The sequence below is a fragment of the Pseudomonas mendocina genome, from assembly GCF_900636545.1.
GTDB lineage: Bacteria > Pseudomonadota > Gammaproteobacteria > Pseudomonadales > Pseudomonadaceae > Aquipseudomonas > Aquipseudomonas mendocina.
In genome coordinates this window covers 2475983-2498907 of sequence record NZ_LR134290.1, presented here as the reverse complement: position 1 = coordinate 2498907, position 22925 = coordinate 2475983, and the positions used below count along the sequence as shown (strand labels likewise).

The 22925-nt window shown below is 62.6% G+C and carries 21 protein-coding genes and 1 pseudogene; 8 read left to right on the top strand and 14 right to left on the bottom strand.

What is annotated here, in order from left to right; translation table 11 throughout:
• Positions 1 to 78 precede the first annotated feature (78 nt).
• Positions 79 to 723 (bottom strand): GNAT family N-acetyltransferase, encoded by a 645-nt coding sequence (locus EL191_RS11530; RefSeq protein WP_017360833.1) that lies wholly within the window; start codon positions 721 to 723, stop codon positions 79 to 81.
• Between the two features lie 136 nt (positions 724 to 859).
• On the opposite strand from EL191_RS11530, the gene xthA reads away from it, so the two are divergent.
• From xthA to EL191_RS11510, 4 genes are all read left to right on the top strand, one after another.
• Positions 860 to 1672, top strand: coding sequence for an exodeoxyribonuclease III (gene xthA / locus EL191_RS11525; protein WP_041979370.1), 813 nt, complete (start codon positions 860 to 862; stop codon positions 1670 to 1672).
• Positions 1673 to 1773: 101 nt separating this feature from the next.
• Positions 1774 to 3156, top strand: a complete 1383-nt coding sequence (locus EL191_RS11520) for a substrate-binding domain-containing protein (RefSeq protein ID WP_041979372.1) — start codon at positions 1774 to 1776, stop codon at positions 3154 to 3156.
• A gap of 163 nt (positions 3157 to 3319) precedes the next feature.
• On the top strand, positions 3320 to 4309 hold the full coding sequence (locus tag EL191_RS11515) for a TerC family protein (RefSeq protein ID WP_017360830.1): 990 nt from the start codon (positions 3320 to 3322) through the stop codon (positions 4307 to 4309).
• Between the two features lie 9 nt (positions 4310 to 4318).
• Positions 4319 to 4498, top strand: a complete 180-nt coding sequence (locus EL191_RS11510) for a hypothetical protein (RefSeq protein ID WP_013715454.1) — start codon at positions 4319 to 4321, stop codon at positions 4496 to 4498.
• A 52-nt stretch (positions 4499 to 4550) separates the two neighbouring features.
• Here the strand turns inward: EL191_RS11510 and EL191_RS11505 are convergent, their stop codons facing one another.
• The gene (locus EL191_RS11505; RefSeq protein WP_017360829.1) at positions 4551 to 5780 is read right to left on the bottom strand and encodes an acyl-CoA dehydrogenase; all 1230 of its coding nucleotides are present in this window, start codon (positions 5778 to 5780) and stop codon (positions 4551 to 4553) included.
• Positions 5781 to 5931: 151 nt separating this feature from the next.
• On the opposite strand from EL191_RS11505, the gene EL191_RS11500 reads away from it, so the two are divergent.
• A complete protein-coding gene (locus EL191_RS11500) occupies positions 5932 to 6867 on the top strand; it encodes a LysR family transcriptional regulator (protein WP_013715452.1) in 936 nt (311 codons plus the stop codon).
• A 63-nt stretch (positions 6868 to 6930) separates the two neighbouring features.
• Here the strand turns inward: EL191_RS11500 and EL191_RS11495 are convergent, their stop codons facing one another.
• Both EL191_RS11495 and EL191_RS11490 read right to left on the bottom strand, forming a co-directional pair.
• Positions 6931 to 7365 carry a DoxX family protein gene (locus EL191_RS11495; RefSeq protein ID WP_041979374.1) on the bottom strand — a complete coding sequence of 145 codons (435 nt, stop codon included), beginning with the start codon at positions 7363 to 7365 and terminating at the stop codon, positions 6931 to 6933.
• Positions 7366 to 7470: 105 nt separating this feature from the next.
• Complete coding sequence (locus tag EL191_RS11490; RefSeq protein WP_013715450.1) at positions 7471 to 8886, bottom strand: MltF family protein; 1416 nt, start codon at positions 8884 to 8886, stop codon at positions 7471 to 7473.
• A 269-nt stretch (positions 8887 to 9155) separates the two neighbouring features.
• Between EL191_RS11490 and EL191_RS11485 the strand changes: the two genes are divergently transcribed.
• The 3 genes and pseudogenes from EL191_RS11485 (at position 9156) to EL191_RS11475 (ending at position 11985) form a co-directional block, all read left to right on the top strand.
• On the top strand, positions 9156 to 9983 hold the full coding sequence (locus tag EL191_RS11485) for a TatD family hydrolase (protein ID WP_041979376.1): 828 nt from the start codon (positions 9156 to 9158) through the stop codon (positions 9981 to 9983).
• Between the two features lie 84 nt (positions 9984 to 10067).
• A complete protein-coding gene (locus tag EL191_RS11480; protein ID WP_041979378.1) occupies positions 10068 to 11534 on the top strand; it encodes a methyl-accepting chemotaxis protein in 1467 nt (488 codons plus the stop codon).
• A 95-nt stretch (positions 11535 to 11629) separates the two neighbouring features.
• Positions 11630 to 11985 (top strand): annotated as a pseudogene (locus tag EL191_RS11475) (Mpo1-like protein).
• Positions 11986 to 12000: 15 nt separating this feature from the next.
• Here the strand turns inward: EL191_RS11475 and EL191_RS11470 are convergent.
• The 10 genes from EL191_RS11470 to selD all read right to left on the bottom strand — a co-directional run bounded on the left by EL191_RS11470 (position 12001) and on the right by selD (position 22894).
• A complete protein-coding gene (locus EL191_RS11470; RefSeq protein ID WP_041979383.1) occupies positions 12001 to 12798 on the bottom strand; it encodes an acyl-CoA thioesterase in 798 nt (265 codons plus the stop codon).
• 106 nt (positions 12799 to 12904) lie between these two features.
• Positions 12905 to 13675 (bottom strand): CHAD domain-containing protein, encoded by a 771-nt coding sequence (locus EL191_RS11465; RefSeq protein ID WP_041979386.1) that lies wholly within the window; start codon positions 13673 to 13675, stop codon positions 12905 to 12907.
• A 72-nt stretch (positions 13676 to 13747) separates the two neighbouring features.
• Positions 13748 to 15739: a transglutaminase TgpA family protein gene (locus EL191_RS11460; RefSeq protein WP_041979388.1), complete on the bottom strand. Its 1992-nt coding sequence runs from the start codon at positions 15737 to 15739 to the stop codon at positions 13748 to 13750.
• Entirely contained in the window at positions 15736 to 16692 is a 957-nt protein-coding gene (locus tag EL191_RS11455; protein WP_041979390.1) for a DUF58 domain-containing protein, read from the bottom strand. Before EL191_RS11455 ends, EL191_RS11460 begins: the two co-directional genes overlap by 4 nt.
• A complete protein-coding gene (locus tag EL191_RS11450) occupies positions 16692 to 17609 on the bottom strand; it encodes an AAA family ATPase (protein WP_041979392.1) in 918 nt (305 codons plus the stop codon). The genes EL191_RS11455 and EL191_RS11450 overlap by 1 nt, the downstream gene beginning before the upstream one ends.
• A 95-nt stretch (positions 17610 to 17704) precedes the next feature.
• Positions 17705 to 19672: a methyl-accepting chemotaxis protein gene (locus EL191_RS11445; protein ID WP_041979394.1), complete on the bottom strand. Its 1968-nt coding sequence runs from the start codon at positions 19670 to 19672 to the stop codon at positions 17705 to 17707.
• A gap of 126 nt (positions 19673 to 19798) precedes the next feature.
• Positions 19799 to 20404, bottom strand: a complete 606-nt coding sequence (locus EL191_RS11440) for a flavin reductase family protein (protein ID WP_041979395.1) — start codon at positions 20402 to 20404, stop codon at positions 19799 to 19801.
• Positions 20404 to 20682, bottom strand: coding sequence for a hypothetical protein (locus tag EL191_RS11435; RefSeq protein WP_013715439.1), 279 nt, complete (start codon positions 20680 to 20682; stop codon positions 20404 to 20406). Before EL191_RS11435 ends, EL191_RS11440 begins: the two co-directional genes overlap by 1 nt.
• A 77-nt stretch (positions 20683 to 20759) precedes the next feature.
• A complete protein-coding gene (gene mnmH / locus EL191_RS11430; protein WP_041979398.1) occupies positions 20760 to 21860 on the bottom strand; it encodes a tRNA 2-selenouridine(34) synthase MnmH in 1101 nt (366 codons plus the stop codon).
• A complete protein-coding gene (gene selD, locus EL191_RS11425) occupies positions 21860 to 22894 on the bottom strand; it encodes a selenide, water dikinase SelD (protein WP_041979400.1) in 1035 nt (344 codons plus the stop codon). Before selD ends, mnmH begins: the two co-directional genes overlap by 1 nt.
• Between the last annotated feature and the right edge of the window lie 31 nt (positions 22895 to 22925).

Below are 22925 nucleotides of genomic sequence, written 5' to 3'. Positions count from 1 at the left end.
CGGTATTGCACTGACTGCCTCGCCTACGTTTTTCAACGACCTGCTGGAAGCGTTGCGTTTACGCCAGACAGCCGGAGTTCAGGCGCTGGCTCTGACCACCGGTTGCGGGTTGGGATGGAAGAATACGTGCTCGACCACCGGTCCGATGGCCAGTTCGCCAACTTCCTCATAGCCCTGACGCCGGTAGAACTCCAGGTAACGAGCGTTGCCGGTGTCCAGCACCACACCCTGCGAGCCGCTGTCCTGCGCGCACCAGTCGTGTAGCGCCTCAAGCAACTGCTCGCCGCGGTGTTGCCCCTGGAACTCGGGATGAATCCCCAGCAGCGGCAACACGTGATAGGGACCTGGCGGCAGACAGGCAAGCACTGCATCATGATATTCCAGATAGCGCCTGGTGCAGCTGAAGCCGGTACTCAGCAGCATGCGCAAACGCCAGCCCCAGCTCTCGGTGATGTCCAGGCGCCGTTGCGGTGGCGCGATCAGTGCTGCGCCGATCAGACGGTCGTCGATCAACAGACCAATGGCTGGCAGTTCCTCGGCGAAATGCTGCTGCACCAGCTCACGAATCGTTGCCCGTACACGCTGGTCGAAGCCGGGGCGCTCGGCCTCGAACAGATAGGCGAAGGTCGGCTCGTGACGATAGGCATGGTAGAGCAGTGAACGAACCTCACGGGCGTAACCACCATCGAGCATGCGCACTTCTGCTGGGGCGTTGTGGGGCATGGCGGACCTCTGTTTTTATAGGTTGTGGGTCAGGCGCGGTATAGCCAACTTAGCACCACCGCCCGGCACCTGCCAGGCGCTGGCCGTCAGCGCCGAGGATCGGCTAGCATCGCCTTTTGCCCAGGACCCGCTGCCCATGAAAATCGTCTCCTTCAATATCAATGGCCTGCGTGCGCGCCCTCACCAATTGCAAGCCCTGATCGAAAAACACCAGCCGGACGTGATTGGCCTGCAGGAAACCAAGGTGGCCGATGAGCAGTTCCCGGAAGCCGAGATCCGCCAGCTTGGCTATCACGTGCATTACCACGGCCAGAAGGGTCACTACGGCGTCGCCCTGCTCTCTCGCCAAGAGCCGCTGAGCCTGCACAAGGGTTTCCCCGACGATGGCGAAGACTCTCAGCGGCGCTTCATCTACGGCACCTTCGCCGATGCCAGCGGCAATCCCATCACCGTGATGAACGGCTATTTTCCTCAAGGTGAGAGCCGCGACCATCCGGTTAAATTCCCGGCCAAGCAGCGCTTCTATGCCGATCTGCAGCAGTTGCTGGTAGAGCGTTTCGACCCGCAGCAGGCACTGGTGGTAATGGGCGACATCAACATCAGTCCCGAGGATTGCGACATCGGTATCGGCGAACCCAATCGCCTGCGCTGGCTGAAGACCGGCAAGTGCAGCTTCCTGCCGGAAGAACGCGAATGGCTGGCAACCCTCAAGAGCTGGGGTCTGGTGGACAGCTTCCGCCACCTCAACCCCGAGGTGAATGATCGCTTCAGCTGGTTCGACTACCGCAGCCGCGGTTTCGAAGACGAGCCCAAGCGCGGCCTGCGCATTGACGTGATTCTCGCCAGCCAGCCGCTGCAGGCACGCTTCAAGGACGCGGGCATCGACTACGATCTGCGCGGCATGGACAAGCCGTCCGATCATGCGCCGATCTGGCTTGAGCTGAACTGAAACACAGGCGCAGGCAGATGATGCGCCCCGTCACAAGACTGCAACCTGACTGACTTAATCTGCGCGGCACGTTGTCCCACTCACTAGAAGGTGCCTGCCGCATGCCGCGCGCGCTGTCCGCCGACCGCGACCTCTGGGGTCGTACCCTGTCACTGTTGCTGATCGGTTTCATCTGCTACGCCCTGCCCCTTTCCGTCTTCGCCTCCGCTCTGCCCGCATCGGAGGGCAACCAGCCGGTCCTGCGTATTCAGGGCTCCAACACCATTGGTGCCAAGCTGGCTCCGGAACTGGTCAGGGGGTTGTTCGAGGCGCAAGGCCTGCAGGACATTCACAGCGAAGACGGCGCCCGCGAAAACGAGCAGCGCGTGCTGGCACGCCAAGTGGACGGCCGCCTGGTAGTCGTCGAAATTGCGGCTCATGGCTCCGGGACAGGCTTCGCCGCACTCAAGGATGGCAGTGCACATCTGGCGGCCTCATCGCGACCGATCAAGGACAGCGAAGCGGCCAGCCTCGCGTCGCTTGGCGATCTACGCAGCCCACAGGGTGAACAGGTCATAGCCATCGACGGACTGGCGATCATCGTTCACCCGTCCAACCCTGTCGCTGCACTGAGCGTGGAGCAGATCGCAAAACTCTTCTCTGGCGAAATCGACGACTGGGCAGCACTGGGTGGCAAACCAGGCAAGGTTCGCCCCTATGCTCGCGACGATAATTCCGGCACCTATGACACCTTCAAGGAGTTGGTGCTGGCTGCGGGCGGACGCACCCTCGCGGCCAGTGCGCAACGCTTCGAGTCGAGCAATCAGCTGTCCGACTCGGTCAGCCGCGACCCCAACGGCATCGGTTTCATAGGCCTGCCCTACATTCGCCAGGCCAAGGCAGTCGCCGTCGCGGCTGGTAATTCGCAGCCCATGCTGCCGAGCAACACACTGATCGCTACCGAGGATTATCCGCTGGCGCGTCGCCTGTTTCTCTACAACGACCCACAGCTGACCAATCCCTGGGCGCGTGCGCTGATCGACTTCGCCCACAGCACTCGTGGCCAGGCCATCGTCGCCGACAGCGGCTTCATCGCCCAGACCGTGCAGGCGGTGAAGGTCGCGACAGATCCACAGATGCCGACGCATTATCGGCAACTGGCGCAGCAGGCGCAGCGGCTGTCAGTGAATTTCCGCTTCCAGGAAGGCAGCGCGACGCTGGACAACAAGGCTCACCGTGACCTGCAGCGCGTACTGGATTACCTCAAGCAGCACGACAAGCTGCAGAACAAGGTGGTGCTGGTTGGTTTCGGCGACCCGAAGAACGACCCCGAGCGCGCCGAACTGCTGTCAAAACTGCGGGCCATGGCGGTACGACGCGAGCTTGCCAAGCAAGGCGTGCTGTTTCGTGAAATCACCGGCCTGGGCAGTGAGCTGCCGGTGGCGGCCAATGATCAGGACAACGGCCGCATCCGTAATCGCCGCGTCGAAGTCTGGGTTTACTGACGCCAGAAAATATTCCTCTCCAGGGGGCTTGGCAGCCTGTCGACTCGGCGTTAGCCTTTGCACCGCGTGACGCCGGGCCCCTCTGGCGGTGAGTCTTCTCACCGTGATGTCGGAGTCACTGAGTGAATTTTCTTTCAACTCAGGCAGACATAAGGGAGGGCTCATGGACGCTCTACTTGCCTTTTTGACATCCCCCATCTTCGGTACACCCGGCTGGTTCTGGCTGGCCTTCCTGGTACTGATCATCACTCTTCTGGTACTCGACCTCGGCGTGCTGCATCGCGATCAGCATGAGATCGAGATGCGCGAAAGCTTGTTGCTGTACTCCGGTTACTTCAGCGTCGGTGTCGCTTTCGGCGGCTGGATCTGGTGGCAACTCGGCGGTACCAAGGCGATGGAGTACTACACCGGCTTTCTGGTGGAACAATCGCTGTCGATGGACAACGTCTTCGTCATGGCGATGATCCTCGGCTACTTCAACATCCCACGTAAGTACCAGCACCGAGTACTGTTCTGGGGCATCCTCGGGGTGATCGTGCTGCGCGCGATCATGATCGGCCTGGGCACGGCCCTGGTGCAGCAGTTCGACTGGATTCTCTACATCTTCGGTGCCTTCCTGCTGTTCAGCGGCATCAAGATGTTGCGCAGCGGCGGTGACGAAGAGTCGCATCCGGATCTGGCGCAGAATCCGGTGATCCGCTTCGTGCGCAAGCACATTCGCGTCACCGACGACCTGCACGAAGGCAAGTTCCTGGTGCGCCTGAAGGACAAGGTCAACGGCAAGCCGTTGCTATACGCCACCCCGCTGCTGCTGGCACTGGTGCTGATCGAGCTGGCCGACCTGGTCTTCGCCGTGGACAGCGTACCGGCCGTGCTGGCCATTTCGCAGGATCCGTTCATCGTCTACACCTCGAACATCTTCGCCATTCTCGGCCTGCGCGCCCTGTACTTCGCCCTGGCGGCACTGATGCACCGCTTCATCTACCTGAAGTACGCCCTGGCGCTGGTGCTGATGTACATCGGCAGCAAGATCTTCCTGCACGACCTGATCAAGGTTCCCGCCCTGCTCTCACTTGGCGTAACCTTGGGGCTGCTGGCCGGCGGTGTACTCCTGTCGCTGCTGAAGACGCGAGACAAGGCCAGCACGACCTGAGGAGAAGCGATGCCCGAAGTCTGCATAGAACTCATCGAGCGCCAGGGCCAACGGCTCTGGCAGGTACGATTCGGGCGTCGCACCCTGACCTTTCAGGAAGAACTGGCAGCACGCACCTTCGCCGCGCAACTGCATATGCGCCTCGGTTGGCTGGGCCAGGCACAGCGCTCGGACGACAGCTTGCCCTGACCTTGCAGACATAAAAAGGCCCGCAAAGCGGGCCTTTTTTCGTGCAGCCGAATCAGCGGCTGGCCTTCATCATCTCGCGCGGTACGTACTTGCCGATCTCGTACTTGCCGATGGCCGCACGGTGCACCTCGTCCGGACCGTCAGCCAGACGCAGGGTGCGCTGCATGGCGTACCAGTACGCCAGCGGGAAGTCATTGGAAACACCGGCACCGCCATGCACCTGGATCGCCCGGTCGATCACCTTGAGCGCGACGTTGGGCGCCACTACCTTGATCTGGGCAATCTCGCTGGCCGCGATCTTGTTGCCGACGGTATCCATCATATAGGCCGCGTTCAGCGTCAGCAGACGTGCCTGGTTGATTTCCATGCGCGAATCGGCGATGTGGTCGATATTGCCGCCCAGGCGCGCCAGTGGTTTGCCGAAGGCGGTGCGGCTCACGGCGCGCTTGCACATCAATTCCAGGGCTCGCTCGGCCATGCCGATCGAGCGCATGCAGTGGTGGATACGGCCAGGGCCTAGGCGGCCCTGGGCAATCTCGAAGCCACGCCCCTCGCCCAGCAGCACGTTCTCGTAAGGCACGCGTACGTTCTCGAACAACACTTCGGCATGGCCATGCGGGGCATCGTCGTAGCCGAACACCGGCAGCGGACGCAACACGGTGACGCCCGGGGCATCCATCGGCACCAGAATCATCGAGTGCTGTTGGTGACGCGGCGCGTCCGGATTGGTCAGGCCCATGAAGATCATCACCTTGCAGCGCGGGTCGCAGGCGCCCGAGGTCCACCATTTGCGGCCGTTGATCACCCACTCGTCACCTTCACGGCGAGCGTTGGCCTGCATGTTCGTGGCGTCGCTGGAGGCCACGCCTGGCTCGGTCATGGCGAAGGCAGAACGAATCTCGCCAGACAGCAGCGGCTCCAGCCATTGCTGCTTCTGCGCCTCGTTGCCGTAGCGCACCAGCACCTCCATGTTGCCGGTGTCCGGCGCGGCGCAGTTGAACGGCTCCGGGCCGATCAGCGAGCGGCCCATGATCTCGGCCAGTGGCGCGTATTCGGTATTGGTCAGGCCCGCACCGTAGTCGGACTCGGGCAGGAACAGGTTCCACAGGCCTTCGGCTTTGGCCTTGCTCTTCAGCTCTTCCATGATCGCGGTCGGCTGCCAGCGATCACCTTCGGCCACTTGCTGCTCGAACACCGCTTCAGCCGGATAGACGTGCGCCTCCATGAAGGCGCTGACACGTTCACGCAGCTCTTGAACCTTAGGGGAATAGGCAAAATCCATGGGGTTACCTGTTTTGTGACAAAGGGGTGAGAGGTTGTGGAAATGATGCTAGAACAGCGCTTAAGATTTATCGAACCTATTTTCAGCGTGTATGAACATTCATAACCGATATATGATCGACTGATATCGACGCCCCTGGAGCACAGCCGGCATGAACCTGACCAAGGTGGACCTGAATCTCTTCATCGTCTTCGACGCCATTTACACCGAGGCCAACCTGACCCGTGCCGGACAGATCGTCGGCATTACCCAGCCGGCGGTGTCCAACGCCCTCGCCCGCCTGCGCGAAACCTTCAACGATCCGCTGTTCGTGCGCACCGCCCAGGGCATGGTGCCGACGCCCATGGCGCAGAACATCATCGGCCCGGTGCGCAACGCCCTGCAGCTGCTGCGCGTCTCCGTGCAAGAAAGCCGTACGTTCAATCCGCAGCAGGCCGGCAAGACCTATCGCATCAGCATGACCGACCTGTCCGAGCAGATTCTTCTGCCGCCGCTGTTCCAGCGCCTGCGCCGCCTGGCACCGAGCGTGTGCATCGAGAGCTTCCTGGCCAAACGCCGTGAAACCACCAAGGAGCTGGCCGCCGGCCGCCTCGATTTTGCCGTTGATGCACCACTCAACACCGACCCGCAGGTTCGCCACGTCAAGCTACTGGATGATCGCTACGTCTGCGCCATGCGCCAGGGACACCCGCTGGCCAAGGAAAAGATCAGCCTCGACGAATACCTGTCGCTGACCCACATCCACATCTCCAGCCGCCGCAGCGGCCTTGGCTACGTGGATCTGGCCTTGGGCAAAATGGGTATTCAGCGCAAGATCGCCCTGCGCTCGCAGCACTATCTGATGGCCAGCAGCGTGATGCAGCAGACCGATATGGTGATGACCGTGCCGGAACGCTTCGCCCGCCGCCACAACCTGCACCACGTGACCTTGCCGGTCGGCGACGTGCCGACGCTGGAAACCCACCTGTACTGGCATGAAAGCACCGACCAGGATCCGGCTAACCGCTGGATGCGTGAACAGATGATCGAGCTGGCGCAACAGGTGGTTGCCCAGGAGAAGAAAGCCGAGCAGGCTGCTACGGCCTGATCGCTAAAGACAAACGCAAGAAGGCCCGCATTGGCGGGCCTTCTCGTTTGCTGCCGGGCTGAATCAGCGCGCTAGCTTGCCATCGACAGACAGCTTGCCGGCACCTTCGAACACCAGCGCCACGCTGATGGCCAGCAGCGCCAGGGCGAACTCGTAGCCGTTGTTGCTCATGAAGAAGCCATTGGCCAGGTGCACGGTGAAGATCGCCACCAGCATGGTCACCGCCAGTACTGCAGCCGCCGGGCGTACCAGCAGGCCGATGATCAGTGCCACACCACCAAAGAACTCGGCGCTACCGGCCATCAGCGCCATCAGGTAGCCGGGAGCCAGGCCAATGCTTTCCATCCATTGCGCGACACCCGCCAGCCCGTAGCCGCCGAACCAGCCGAACAGCTTCTGCGAGCCGTGGGCAGCAAAGGTGATGCCGGCAATGATGCGCAGGATGGTGATACCCAAGCCGGCTTGGCTGGCGGTGATGCTTTTGATCAGATTGTTCATTGCAAGGCTTCCTTTGGTGTGTGGGTTGGATGGCGCACAGAATATCCAATTTATTCGATTAAAAAATAGCAAAATACCGCTTATAAAAATCGAATAAATAGATATCTATTTGGCCGTCAGACGCCGTCCCTGCGGTTCGAGCAAATAGCGTTCACGGTCATAAGCAAGGTAGTACTTATTCACCGCGTTCACATAACTCACCACACCCATGCCCATCTGTTCCATGGCCACACGTTCGACCTGAAAGAACCATTGATTGGGATTCAGGCCCCGCCTGCGCGCCTCGGCACGCAGACTCTGCACCCGTTGCGGGCCCAGGTTGTAGCCCGCCAGCACGAAGGCCATGCGCTCGCGCTCGTTGAGCTGCGGGCTATTGAAGAAATTGCGGCGAATCATCGCCAGGTATTTGCTGCTGGCCTGGACGTTGTCGTTGATGCTCTGAATGCTGCCCACCCCGACACTGCGCGCTGCCGCCGGGGTGATCTGCATCAGTCCGGTTGCGCCGCTGGCGCCACGTGCCGACGGGTTCAAGGTCGACTCCTTGAATGCCAGCGCGGCCAGCATCAGCCAATCGAAGCCCTGCTGCTCGGCATGCTGCTGCAACACCGGACGCACCTTCTCCAGGCGCTGTCGCTCGGCGCGTCCCAGCGGTGAATGCACCTTGTACAGGCGGCGATAGACACGCTGGAAGGCGGCGTCCTGATCGGACGGTGACTGATAGCTGCTGAAGAAGCGGTCGATGCTGGCACGCAGCATCGGCGCATCAGGACGCACGAACCACTTCATGTCACCGTCACGCGCCAGGACCAGATGCCTGTCGACACGCAGCTTGGGCATCACCTTGGCCCAGCGCTCGGCGATCGGCAGCTCCACCGCGGTACGCTCGAAGATACCGGCCTGGACCATCTCCAGCACATCCTCGACAGCCAGGGTGGGATCGACCCACTCGACGACTATAGGCGGCAGCTTGCGGTCGGCGAGTTGCTGATTGATACGGCGCAACGCCTCCCCCACAGCGCTGCCTGCCGGCAGGGACAGGCTACGCCCCGCCAACTGCTCGAGGCTGCGGTAATGTCGGTTGCCCTGCTTGGAAACCAGCACCAGTGGTACTTCACGGCGAATCGCCGTACTGGCGCTGACATCGTGCCCGGTCCGAACATTGAGCAACTCGCCGGGCGCGACCAGATCGCCCTCGCCGCGCTGCAAGGCGCCAAGCAACTGATCCTTGGCCTTGGGAATGATCTTCAGCGTAAGGTTGCGACCGTCACGAGAATTGCGATTGAGGTATTGCTCGAAAGCGCGCAGACGGTGGTACTCGACACCGATGCTCTGGCCCTTGACCGAGCCCGAACTGTTGCGGCTCTGATTGACCAGTACACGCAACTCGCCGCTGCTACGAATCGCCGGTAGATCGCGGGTACTGCGAGTCTGGCTGCCAACCTCAGGCGGGCCGGCCAGGCGTGCGCTGACCGGCAGCGGCAGCATGGCCAACAGACACAGGATCAGCAGCAATCGCGACATCGATTCTCCAGGGAAGGCGGTTGGCCGCCGAAGCCTCTTGGTGGCCTGCTGCTCGCCGATGCGCGACAGACGGCTTCAGACCTTACGCCCGCCGAACAAGTTCCCAAAGCTGGCAGGGGCGCGGAGATTGGCACAGCCAAGCGTCACAGCGCCACCCCAAAACCTTGCATCAACCTTAAAAATGGCGAACAAGTTATTGTTTTAAATCGACTTTCTGACGAATGGACGGCTTCTGCTATTCTGCCCTTTCGCTTTCAACAGGTGGCACCATGCAGCTCATCGATATTGCCGTCAATCTCACCCACCCCAGCCTCGCCGTGCAGGCCGAAGCGCTACTCGAGCGGGCCTACGCCGCAGGCGTGTGCCAGATGGTGCTGACCGGCACCAGTCTGAACGAAAGCGAGGCCAGCCTCGCACTTTGCCGACAGCTGGATACCAGTGGCGAACGCCTGTTCTGCACCGCTGGTGTCCACCCTCACGATGCCAGTACGTGGAACAGCGCCAGCAGCGCGGCCCTCAAGTCTCTGTTGGCGCAGCCGCAAGTGCGCGCCGTCGGAGAGTGCGGGCTGGATTTCGATCGTGACTTCTCCCCGCGCCCCGCACAGGAAAAGGCGCTGGAAGAACAGCTGGCGCTGGCTGTGGAGTTGCAGATGCCGGTGTTTCTCCACGAACGCGAAGCCAGCCAACGCATGCTGGAAATTCTGCGTAGTTACCGCGATCAGTTGCCCGCTGCGGTGGTGCACTGCTTCACTGGCGAGCGCCGCGCACTCTATGCCTATCTCGATCTCGACCTGCATATCGGTATCACCGGCTGGGTTTGCGACGAACGTCGTGGCACGCACCTGCACCCGCTGCTCAAGGATATTCCTGGCGAGCGCCTGATGCTGGAGACCGACGCCCCCTTCCTGCTGCCGCGCAGCTTGCGGCCAAAGCCCAGGAGCGGGCGTAACGAGCCGGCTTACCTCGGCGAGGTACTGCGAGAAGTAGCGCTGCATCGTGGCCAGAGCGAACAAGCTCTGGCTGCACAAACCACGGCCTGCGCCCGGGCGTTCTTCAATATGCCGGCCATACTAAAGAGAGCAGCACCAGAGTTTTGATTGACGTCAAGACTCTGACTGCTTTCCCCGGCATACTGCTGGCAAATAGCCAACAGTGAACGCAGCGAGACGGATAACAACAGCATGGGCGCCTGGATCAGCAACCTTTCTCTCAAGTACAAATTCTGGGCGGTCAACGCCGTTGCCTTCGTCATCAGCCTGATGTTGGTGCTGTTCGCCCTGCATACCGAACAGCAGTCCCGTAGCGCCGATGCCAGGCAAACCGCCGCCGAGCAGGCCCGTCTGCTGCAACAGTGGCCGCAGCAGGCGACCCTGCCCAGCGCGGCCAATATCCAGGTGCTGCAAGGCAACAGTCTGCCCGATTCTCAAGGCGCACCCGATGCCAGCGGCTGGCAGGCATTGCAACACGACGCCTGGTTCGGCACTTCGCCCGTGATCGGCGCCCAGCGCATCACACTCAGCGATGGACGCAACCTGGCGGTCAGCGCTCGCGCCCCCAGTTATCTCGACCTGTTCGCCCAGCACGCCCTGACCTACGCCCTGGCAGTCGCGGTGCTGATGCTGTTGCTGCTGGCCGCCTCGCAATTGTTGATCCGTTTTCTTCTGAGCCACCTCAATACCCTCAAGGACGTCATGCTGCAGGCCGAGCGCAGCGGCGACCTGTCGCTGCGCGTACCGCTGGAGAGCTCCGATGAAGTCGGCCAGATGGCCGCAGCGTTCAATGCCATGCAGGCCGGCTACCAGCGTGTGGTCGGCACCGTCGGCCAGGTCGCCAGCGAGCTGAACAGCGGTACCCGCGACATGGCCGAGCGCATGGGCGCAGTGCGCCAGGGCATGCTCAGCCAGCAAAGCGAAACCGACCAGGCCGCCACCGCGATCAACGAGATGTCGGCGACTGTGCAGCATATCGCCGATCACGCCGGCACTACCCGCGACCAGTCGCTGAACGCCGATCAACTGGCCCGTGCAGGTCAGCAGGTGGTCGGACGCGTCGAACAGTCCATCGCTGCGTTGTCACGTGGTGTGCAACAAAGCGCAGGCAGCATCGAGCGACTGGCCGAGGACAGCCAGCACATCAGCCGCGTGGTCGGAGTGATTCACGGCATCGCCGAGCAAACCAACCTGCTGGCCCTCAACGCAGCCATCGAAGCAGCCCGCGCCGGTGAAATGGGCCGTGGCTTTGCCGTGGTCGCCGACGAGGTGCGCAACCTGGCCAAGCGCGTGCAGGACTCCACCGACGAAATCACCCAGATGATCGGCAACCTGCAGGGCGGCACCCGCGACGCCGTGGAGTTCATGCGCGAAAGCTCAGAAAACGCCAATCACTGTGTACAACTGGCGCAGGAGGCCGGCGAGTCGCTCGCCGCGATCACTGCTGCCGTAGCCATGATGCGTGACAGCAATACCCAAATTGCCGTGGCTGCAACTCAGCAGAGCCAGGTGGCCGAGGAGATGAGTCGCTCGGTGGTCGGCATCCGCGACGTTACCGAGCAGACAGTCGGCCAAACCCTCGAATCGGCCGCGACCAGCCAGCAGCTCGCACAACTGGCAGGCGAATTGAACAAGGCCATCGGTCAGTTGCGCCTTTAACAGCCTCCGCGGACCTATCTGCTCCATAGTCAGGAGCAATTCGTCGTGCGGCAATGACAGCCCTAGACTCGGATTCTCGAGTCGAGGACTGCATCATGAGCAAACGCCATCCCAATCTGCTGAGCTGGCAGTGGCGCCACTACGCCGACCAGCACCGGCATCCGACCAACCTGTTGCTGCACCTGATCGCCGTACCGCTGTTTCTGTTGTCGCTGCTACTGCTATTGATCGGGCTCTGGCACATGGGTTTCGTCCCTCTGGTTATCGCTGCCATCGGCCTGTATGGGGCACTGTGCCTGCAGGCGCAGGTTCATCGCCTGGAGCAGAACCAGCCGCCCCCTTCAGTGGCGAGCGAGATGCCTGCAAGCATCAGTTGCTGGAACAGAGCGTCACCTTTCCCCGCTTCTTGTTCAGCGGCGGCTGGTGGCGTGCCTGGCGCAATCGCAGGTAAGCAGTGGCGGCCTACCTAGCCAAATACCGTCACGGTCTGCCGACTCAGGGCAATCAACTCACCGGCAGGGCTCCACATCGCGGCCGCCACATGACCGTAGCCATCGCGGGCATGCTCAATGTCCGCACGATAAAGGCACCAGTCTTCAGTACTGAGGCGTTGCAGCGGCTGGACGAACTCGATGGTCCAGGTCAGCGAGCTGCCCGGCGCCGGGCTTTTCAGATGCGGCAGCACCGCCGGCGGCCAGGCGTCTACCAGCGCCAGCACGTGGGCTTCGCTAAGCGCCTGCGGTTCGCCCTCCTCGCGCAAGCGCACCCAGCCGCCCATCTGCCGCGACGGGTTATTAGTGAACGGCATGCCGCCGATGCCCCAGCGCATGGCCAGAAAGCGCGTGAACTCAGGCGTGACGTTGCGTACGTAGGGCAACTCCTGGCAATGCTCGACCGGCGGGACACGCGGCGCAGCAAGTGCCTCCACGGCGATCGCCGACGGGCGAGACGCCCCGAAGCTACCCTGCACGACCGTCACCACCTGACCATCCTGTACTGCCCGCAGGAGTATCTGGCTGACGGCCTTGCCTTCACGCAGCACTTCGGCCTGGAAACTGACCGGTACATCTGGCGCCACCGGACCGACGAAGGTAATTGCCAGCGAGCGCACCGGTCGCCCCTCTGGCACCTTGGCACGCATCGCCTCGAACGCCAGCGCAGTCACCAGACCACCGAAGCTGGCGCGACCCTGCCCCCATTCAGGCGGAATCGTCACAGCATCAGGATCGCGACGCACCGCTTCAAGCATCTCGGAAAAGACCATACGCACCTCATGACTCATCGATGGCGACGATCTTAGGGGATGGTGACGGCTGAACGATAGCCCGTAAAAGTGCCTAAACAGCCAGATAGCCGACGAAAATGTCGCCTTATCCTTCGGCAGGAAAATCTCCGTACAACGCCAGCAGGGCATCATCGGCACGGCGCTCAGCCGCTTGCTGAGTCTGCAACCAGATATCCCTACAGGGGCGCAAGGAAGTCAGCATTTCGGCCTGCGCCAGCCATTGCAAGTGGTCGTGCCAGTCCCCCAGTGCGCTCTGTGCACGCTTGAGCCTCAATTGCGCTGCTTTGCTCAAACGACTCTGCGCCGGGTAGGTTTCAGCAGCGTAACGCACACGTTTGATCAGCAGCCGCAGGCGATGACGATCATGCGCAGGATCGCGCAATGCCTGGGCCAATTGCCTTTGCTGGCGGCGCAAGCGACGGCGGATGCGCTTTTTCACATTGTCCAGTTGGCCTTGCCTGGCGGCGTCACGCCAATTGCCCGGCCAGCCGTCGAGCAGCAACATCAAACCCGCAAGCTCAACGCTGCAGGCAAGCGCGACATAGCCAGCGGCCCGCTGCGCCTCATCGATGGGAGCCAGGTGCGCCAGCCCCAAGCGCTCCAGCTCAGCCGTCAGCACTTCACGATCACGCAGCGGTCCGCTGAGCCGTCCCAGCACCGCCGCTCCCTCTTCCAGGGCATCCACGGCGGGCAGGCCACGCAACGGGCGCAAAAGGCTGCGTAGCTGCCGCAGAGTGATACGAAGATCGTGTAGCGCCTCCGGGTCGGTACAGTCAGCCAGCCGCGCCTGGCAGGCATACAGACGCACCTGCAAAGCCACAACGCGGCCCAGGCAGTGCTCGATGAAATCGCTCATGCTCGCTCTCTCCGAAGACGATGGCCCTAGCTAACAGCCTGGCTATACCCTCACACCAGTGACCAATGGTCGCTAACGCAACAAGCGCCAGGGCAATGCCCGGCGCAAATCATTCAATGCCCTCTGCAAGGCCGCAGGCGAAACCGGTTCACCGGCATAACGCTGCTGCTCGAAGCAACGGGCGAACGCCTCGATCTGCGCCGCTTGCTCAGGTAATTGCCGTGCAGCACGCAAAGCGAAGGAGCGCGGCCCCTCGCCGGCTTCTCGCCGCATCTCATGCCGTGCCAGCAGACGTTCGAACTTGCGAAACACCTGGCGCTGCGGATCGGAACGTTGTTGCCAGGGCTTGAGCAACCACAGCGCCAGCAGCCCTAACAACACACCACCCGTACCCACCAAAGCCAGGGCCAGGGCCAGGCGCTGCCAGTCGAGGCTACCGAACCAGTTCTGCAATAGTTGCAATTGCTGCTCGCCCTGATAGCCCAGCACCCAGCGCTGCCAGTCGTAATTCAGATTCTCCCAGCTCATGCGCAACTGATTGAGCCAGGCCTTTTCACGATAACGCAGCGGCGAGAACGGCTGGTCATCGAGAAAGCCATCCTCTTCGCTCAAGGCCTCTTCCAGGCCGCGCTCGATGCGCTCTGGCGCGACCTGGAAGGTGGGATCGACGCTACGCCAGCCCTGCCCGGGTTGCCAGTACTCCACCCAGGCATGGGCATCGAACTGGCGTACCTGGATGTAGTTGCCGCTGGGGTTGAGTTCGCCGCCTTGGTAACCAGCGACGACTCGTGCAGGAATACCTGCCGCGCGCAGCACGAAGGTCATCGCGCCGGCATAGTGCGCACAGAAGCCGCGCCGGGTGTTGAACAGGAAATCGTCGATACTGTCCCGTCCCAGAGGCTGAGGATGCAAGGTATAGACGTAGGGTTCGCGATTGAAATGCTGCAGCACGGCCGCTACCAGCGCCTCGCCCTGCGGGTACTGCGCCTTCAGCTCGGCCGCCCAGGCACGACTGCGCGGATCACCCTGCTCGGGCAACTGCAACGCCTGGCGCACGCCAGGCGGCTCGCTCTGTCCTTCACGCGTGGCCTGTGGCCAGGAGCGCACCTGGTAAAGCAAGGGCCGATCCACCGGACGCAGCCGCTGCCAACGGAAGTCGCTCATCATGCGTCCACTTTCCTGGGCCATTTCGCCAACGTCGAGGGCGAACAGCCAGCGTTTGCCGCTGGGCTGCATGATGATGCTGTAGTCGAGCGGCTCTCCGACCTTGCTCCACTGCGGTGCGACGGGGACATCGGCGTAATTGGACTGCGACCAGCGCCGCCCATCGAAACGCTCAAGGGTCAACGCCCGCCAGTACAGTTGTGCGCGCGGCGGCACTTCGCCCTCGAAACTGGCGCGAAACGCCAGTGCCGAAGAACGGCTCAACTCGGCGATATCGGCTGGTTCCATGTTGTCCGACAGACCGGTGACGCCCTTGTCACTCGGTAGCGGCAGCGACCACAACGGTCCCATGCGCGGAAAGAACACGAAGAGCAGCACCATCAGCGGCATCGCCTGCAGCATCAGGCCACCTGCCAGGCGCAGGGTCGGCCAGGGACGCTCGGCGAAACCACTGTGCTGCAGACCGACCAGCGCCGCCAGCAGCGCCGTGACCGGCAACAGGCTGTAGAGCGCGGTCAGAATGCCGTCCTCGAACAGATAGGCGGTCACCACGCAGAAGAAACCGAGGAAGATCACCACCAGCGCATCACGCCGCGTGCGCATTTCCAGCAACTTGAGGGTGAAGGTGGCGATCAGCAGCACCGCTGCCGCATCCAGCCCCACCAAGGTGCCGCGCGACAGCAGAATACCGGCCAATACCAACAGCACCAAGCCGCCCTTGGCCCAGCCGTTGGGGTAGCGCGCGCGCATGCGGAAGATCTGCACGCGCCAACCGGCTGCAACCAGCCACAGGGCGATCATCCACAGCGGCAGGTGAACCAAGTGCGGCAGGATCACCAGCACCTGTGCGACCAGCAGCCAGATCAGGGCGACCCGCGGAATCCCAGGCAGACTACTCATGAGTGCGCCCCAAACAGCGCCAGGGCACGCAGGCAGGCATCGCGATGGCCATCACCGTAATCCGGGGCGATCACCTGTCCCGGTAGTTGCAGACCGAATGCCTGCTGCCGCTCGGAAAATTGCAGCACCCAGTGGCAGAGCAGCGCCAGGCGCATTTCACTGTCGCCAGCCAGGCTGTCGAAGTCCAGCCATAGATCACGCCCACTGAGCATGGCGAAGTCCTTGACCAACAGGCCCTGGCCACGCGAGTAAGCCTTCCAGTCCAGACGCCGCTTCGAGTCACCCGGCTGATATTCGCGCAGCCCCTGAAAATCGTCGGCGCCCTGGCCACGGGCACGCATGCCCTCTTCTTCCTCCTCGTCGCCCAGGCCCGCCGACAACGGCAAATCGCCTTCCAGCGGCCGCGGATAAACCAGTACTGCCTGGTCCAGGTCGACCCAGCTCCAGGCCACCAGCAACCCCAGCGGGAAGCGACTTTCCACCCGCAGGCGCTCGGGGCGCAGCCAGCCTCGCCGCGTGGCGGGGAGATTCAGGTCCACCTCGGTCTGGCCTTCATGCGACACATCGCGCACTACCAGCTCGGCCGGTGGCCAGCCCAGTGCGATGGCCTGATGCTCACGCTCGCGGCTTTCCAGGCGTACTCGAAAACGTGCCTGCTCGCCAACGAACACCGCCCCGCCACCGCCCGCCTTGAGCACCAGCCCGGCCAGGTTGCGGTAGGTATGCAGGATGGTCACGACGAACACCGACATCAGCAGAAAGGTCAGGCCATAGGCCAGGCTGTTCTGGTAATTGATGCCCACCAGCAGCATCAGCAGCAGCGCCACGGCAAACGCGCCGCCTACCCGGCTGGGCAGAATGAAGATGCGCCGCTGATTCAGGCGCACGCTGGCTGCCGGCGGAATACGCCTGGCCAGCCAACGCCGCCAAAGCGGTTTCAGCGCTGCGCGCATCAGAGTGCCGGCACTTCGCGCAGCAACCATTGCACCAGGCCACCGCCACCGTGCCCGGTGGGATCAGCGCGCTCGCGCAAGCGATGACCAACCACCGATGGCAGCACCGCCTGTACATCTTCGGGGATCACGTAATCACGCTCGGCCAACAGTGCCCAGGCCCTGGCCGCGGCCAGCAAAGCCAGGCTGGCGCGTGGCGAAAGCCCCCAGGCGAACTGAGGCTGGCTGCGTGTCGCCTCGACCAGACGCAGCACATAGTCGACCAACGCATCGCTGGCACGCACCTTGGGCACTTCCGCCTGCAGGCGCGCCAGCTCGGCATGATCGAGAATCGGCTCGATACGCGGTAGCAGGTCGCGCCGGGCGTCGCCCAGGAGCAAGGCGCGCTCTGCGGCTTGGGCCGGATAGCCCAGCGACAGGCGCATGAGAAAGCGGTCGAGTTGGGACTCAGGCAAGGCGAAGGTGCCGCCGCTGCTGACAGGGTTCTGCGTGGCGATGACGAAAAATGGATCGGGCAGCGGCCGGGTCGCACCCTCGATGGTCACCTGACCTTCTTCCATGGCTTCGAGCAGCGCGCTCTGGCTCTTCGGCGTGGCGCGGTTGATCTCGTCTGCGAGCACCAGCTCAGCGAAGATCGGCCCGGGATGAAAGACGAACTGGCCACTGTCCTTGTCGAACACCGAGGTGCCGAGAATATCGCCGGGCAACAGGTCGGACGTGAACTGGATACGCTGGAAGCTCAGCCCCAGCACACGTGCCAGGGCATGGCTGAGGGTAGTCTTGCCCATGCCTGGCAGGTCTTCGATCAGCAGGTGACCACGCGCCAACAGGCAGGTCAGTGCCAGGCGCACCTGCGCCTCCTTGCCCAGCAACACCTGATTGACCGAATCCAGACAGGCATCGAGTTTGCTTCGCATCGTTCGCTCCTTATGCAGAACGACGATGCTACTGGGACGCTGGCAAGCGGCATAGCGCCATGACATTTTTGCTCACGAAACTGTGAGACCGACCGCTATGCCAGTCGAAACTGCCCCGCCATGCCCTGCAACTCGCGCCCCAGCTCGGCCAGCTGAATGCTCGACGCGGCGGTTTCGTCCATTGCCGTAGCCGACTGATCGGCGATATCGCGGATCGAGGTGACGCTACGGCTGATTTCCTCGGCCACGGCAGTTTGCTGCTCGGCCGCGGCGGCGATCTGCTGGTTCATCTCCGAGATCAGACTAACCGCCTCGGCAATGGCTGCCAGCGCACCCTCGGTCTGGTTGGCATCGCCAACAGTGAGGCTGACCAGGCTGGCGCTCTGCTCCATATCGGTCACGGCGCGGCGACTGCCCTCTCGCAAGGCGGCGATCAACGATTCAATTTCTGCTGTGGACTGCTGGGTACGCTTGGCCAGGGCGCGCACCTCATCGGCGACCACCGCGAAACCGCGCCCCTGTTCGCCGGCGCGCGCTGCCTCAATGGCTGCGTTGAGCGCCAGCAGGTTGGTCTGCTCGGCAACACTCTTGATCACATCGAGCACTGCATCGATGCGCTGGGTATCCTGGCTCAGGCGCTGGATGCTCTCAGTGGTCGCTTCCATCGCACGAGCCAACTGCTCGATGCGTTGCAGGGTCTGACGCACCACCTGACTGCCCGCCCCGACACGCTGGTCAGCCTGTTCGGTGGAAGCAGCTGCCGCTTCGGCATTGCGTGCGACCTCATGCACCGTGGCGGTCATCTCGCTCATCGCGGTGGCGACCTGATCGGTTTCAAGCTTCTGGCCGTTGACCCCCTGACGCGTCTGTTCGGCGGTCGCCGAGAGCGTCTGGGCAGAACTGGATATCTGCGCCACGCCGCCCTGCAGACGGCCGACCATCTCCCGCAGGTTGCCCGCCATACGCTGCATGGCCGCGAGCAGTTGGCCGACTTCGTCACCACGGTCCTGCTCGATGCGCACACTGAGGTCGCCAGCGGCGATGGATTCGGCCAGGCCGATCACCCGCTTCAGCGGCCGCACGATGGCCAGACTGATCATGATCGCCGCGCCAAGACCGAACAGCAGCGCCAGCGCCGCTGCCGCAATGATCAGGCCACTGCTGGCCTGGCGCTCGGCATGTATGGCCTGGCGCTGGGTATCCAGAGCCAGATCGACACGCTGCAGCAGTTGTTCGATCTGAGCGACCAACTGCCCATAAACCTGTTTTTGTTGCTGCAACTGATCGGCATATTCCTTGAGCCGCTCGTTGAAGGAGTCGACGTTGACCACCACCTCGCCGAGCACTGCGGCATAGCCGGGATCATTCAACTCATCACGTAACTCGGCAGCCAGGGCCTGTGCCTCGCCGGCCTGGGCAATTTCGCTCTGTTCTTCGCCATCGCCGCGGCGGCTGGCCTCCAGACGCTGGCGCGCCTGATCCAGTGCCTGCAGCAGCAACTGATGGATCTTGCCGACCTTGCCGGCCTGCAATACCGAATCGCCGCCCTGCTCGCCCTGGGAACTCTTGAGCAGGTCGACGCCGTCTTCGGACAGTCCTTCCTGCAGCAGATCCAGGCTATTGGCAGCGCTGACCACCAGCCAGTCGGCGGCCTGCAGCGACAGCTGCATGTTGTCGGTGAGTTCAACGTAGCGGTCGAAGGCACTGCGATAGTCGGCCAGTGCAGGCTCGACCTGCGCCATGACCGCGGCAGTGTCACTATCCAGCTCGGCCTGCAGGGCCTGGCCGGCCTGGAGGATGGCCTCGGCCTGCTGCCCCAGGCGCTCGGCATGCTGCTTGTCGCCACTCAGGGCAAACGCCTGTTCGCTCTGTCGCATACGCAGCACCTGCTCGCCAAGGGCACTCATGCGCTGCTGCAACTCGGCGCCGGCACTGACCTCTCGCAACGCCAGCAGGCCGGTTGCGGCTACCAGAGCGGTCAGAATCAATACCAGAGCGAAACCCAGCATCAACTTGCTGGCCGTACTCAGACTGGCCAACCGCCTACCCAATGAGCCACCCATGACAACCCCCTGCCTACCGCAGCCAGCCCCGAATTCTGGAACATAGGAGTGCAAGGCTACTGGCGACAAGCCAGCAGACGGCGAGATGGCCGGAAAAGTTAACTGGACGTCGTTTTCAGAACGGGTTCAGGGACGTTGCATCTGGAACAGGTCCCGCGTGCGGCAATAGGCACTGCTACCCAGGCGCCCGACCAGATCGAGCTTGAGCGGGTCGAGACGCCCCTGCTCGCTGAGCACCTCGTCATCGATATGTGCCAGCAAGATCTCGGCGAAAATCAGGTGGCAATTCGGCTGCTGCGCCGGGTAGGGCAGGATCTGCGCCACGCGGCACTCGAAGGTTACCGGTGCGCCGACGACACGCGGCACGTCGATGCGCTCGCAGGGCTGGCTGGCGATGGCGCAGTGGGCGAACTCGCTGACCTGGTGAGGCAGGATCGCGGCACTGGCATTCATCGCCTCGGCCTGAGCGAAGCTGACCAATTGAATTGCCAGCTCGCCGCTGGCTTGGGCATTGCGCAGGCTGTCCTTGAGGCTGCCATCGTCGCGGGTATTGACGTTGACCAGCAAGGTCGGCGGGTTGTCACTGATCACCTGAAAGAAACTGAACGGCGCAAGATTGGCTACGCCGTCGGCCGAACGGGTCGAGACCCAGGCAATGGGACGCGGAGTGACGCTGGAAGCCAGCCAGCGATAAGCCTCGAGCGGGCTCAGATCAGCGAAATCGAGTCGCATCAGCGCCCAGCTCGCGATTCACGGATGTAGAAACGCGCTCGCTCGGCCTTGCTGACACAACCTGCATAGGCTTCGAACTGCTGCTGGGTCTTGGCAGCAGTGAGCAGCGAGAGCGCCTTGGAATAACTCACGGTACCGGCGAAACCTTCGGCCTCGGCGATGCTCAGCTCTTTCCAGGCGGCATCCAGCTGATTGGCGCAAGTCTCGCGGTAAACGGTCTTGCCGGCGCAGCCGGTAAGCGCCACCGCAAGCAGCGGCAAACAGATCCAGTGTTTCATCGACCACACTCCTCGGATGGATAGGGACTACGGGTTGGCCCAGTCTATGACGCTATGGCAGAGCGAAAGTGCCCGGCTCACCCGCCGTTTCGCTTGCGCAGGTATTCCACCACAGCCTGCTGCTCGCCGGCGAACTCTATACGCCCGGATTTGCTTTCGCGCTGGAACACGTACATAGGATCGTAGTACTCCACCAGCAAGGCTTCTATCCAGCCACGATGGGTATCTACCTGACCGTCGACCTGCTGTTCCTGTAGCGCTTGGTCCATGATCGCGGCCAGCCGCTGGTAACGCTCACCACCGAGGCGACGGGTGATGTTGCCCAGGCTTTCGCGCAGGCGTGCAGCGAATGCCGTGAAGCCCTCCTCCGCGCCCAGAGCCGCAACGAACTCGTCACACAGCTCGACCACGTAGGCCTGCAGAATGCGCTCCACGCGATTGGCCACGCTGTCTTCCAGCCATACCAAGGGATGGTGCTGCATCGCCTGGTACAGCGGCAACGGTAGCGAGCAGCGACCAATCAGACGCGCCTCGTCCTCCAGCACGAACTGCTGATGGCCCGAGGCACGCCGCTTGAGGAAATCAATGGACAGAGCGTTCTCGAAGTCGATCTGAGCCGGCTGACCATTGGCACGCTTGCCGAAACTCGAGCCACGGTGATTGGCATGAGCCTCCAGGTCCACGGCATTGTCCAGCTGACCGAGGACCTCGGTCTTGCCGGTGCCGGTCATGCCGCCGACCAGCACGAAATCGCACTCCTGCACGGCCTGTTCGGTGGTATGCAGGAGAAAGTTACGCATGGCCTTGTAACCGCCGACCACGCGCGGATAGTCGATCCCCGCCTCGCTTTTCAGCCACTGCTGGACGATCTGCGAACGCAGACCGCCGCGAAAGCAGTACAGATAGCCGTCGGGATTGGCCTTGGCAAAAGCCGCCCAAGCCTCGATGCGCTCGGTCTTGTTGCGACCGCTGACCAATTGGTGGCCGAGTTCGATCGCCGCCTGCTGGCCGTGCTGCTTGTAGCAGGTACCAACCTTCTGCCGCTCGATGTCGTTCATCAAAGGCAGATTGACTACGCCCGGAAAGGCGCCCTTGACGAACTCCACGGGCGCACGGGCATCCATCATCGGTCGGTCGTGCAGGAACAGATCGCGGTAGTCGGTGCAGTTGTCGCGCATCAAAGCACCTCGACCGCGTAGCGCTGTCGCTCGACCATCTCGCCAATAGGCGCCAGCTCCAGCCCCAGCTCGGCGGCCACGGATAAAAACTCGGCCTCGCCCTCCGGCGCCACCGCAATCAGCAGGCCACCGCTGGTCTGCGGGTCGCACAGCAGCAGCTTGGCCAGCTCCGGCAGTGGCGCGATCTTGTCGCCGTAACTGTCAAAGTTGCGCAAGGTGCCGCCCGGCACGCAGCCCTGCTCCAGGTAATGCTCGACACTGTCCAGACGCGGCACACGAGCGAACTCGACACGAGCACTGAGGTCACTGCCATCGGCCATTTCCACCAGGTGGCCGAGCAGGCCGAAGCCGGTCACGTCGGTCATCGCGTGCACACCGGCGAGCTTGCCGAAGCGGCTGCCGGGCTTGTTCAGGGTGCACATCCAGTCACGCGCCAGGCCAACGTCCGCATCACGCAGCTTGGCTTTCTTCTCCGCCGTGGTGAGGATGCCGATACCCAGCGGTTTGGTCAGGTAAAGCCTGCAGCCAACCGTAGCGGTGTCGTTGCGCTTCATGTTGACCTTGCTCACCAGACCAGTCACGGCAAGGCCGAAAATCGGCTCCGGCGCATCGATCGAATGCCCGCCCGCCAGCGGGATTCCGGCCTTGTCGCACACCGCGCGCCCGCCGCGGATCACCTCACGGGCCACTTCGGGGGCCAGCACATTGACCGGCCAGCCGAGGATGGCAATGGCCATCAGTGGGTCGCCGCCCATGGCGTAGATATCACTGATGGCATTGGTGGCAGCGATACGGCCGAAGTCGTAGGGGTCGTCGACGATCGGCATGAAGAAATCGGTGGTGGAAACCACGCCACGCTCCTCATCGATCGCGTAGACCGCCGCATCATCGCGCGAGGCATTGCCGACCCAGAGCTTGGGATCGATATTTTGCGCGCCGCTGCCAGCGAGGATCACTTCGAGCACCTTCGGCGAAATCTTGCAGCCGCAACCGGCGCCATGGCTGTACTGGGTCAAACGAATGGGTTCGCTCATGGTTCTCTCTCACCGCGATGACTGGCGGCGA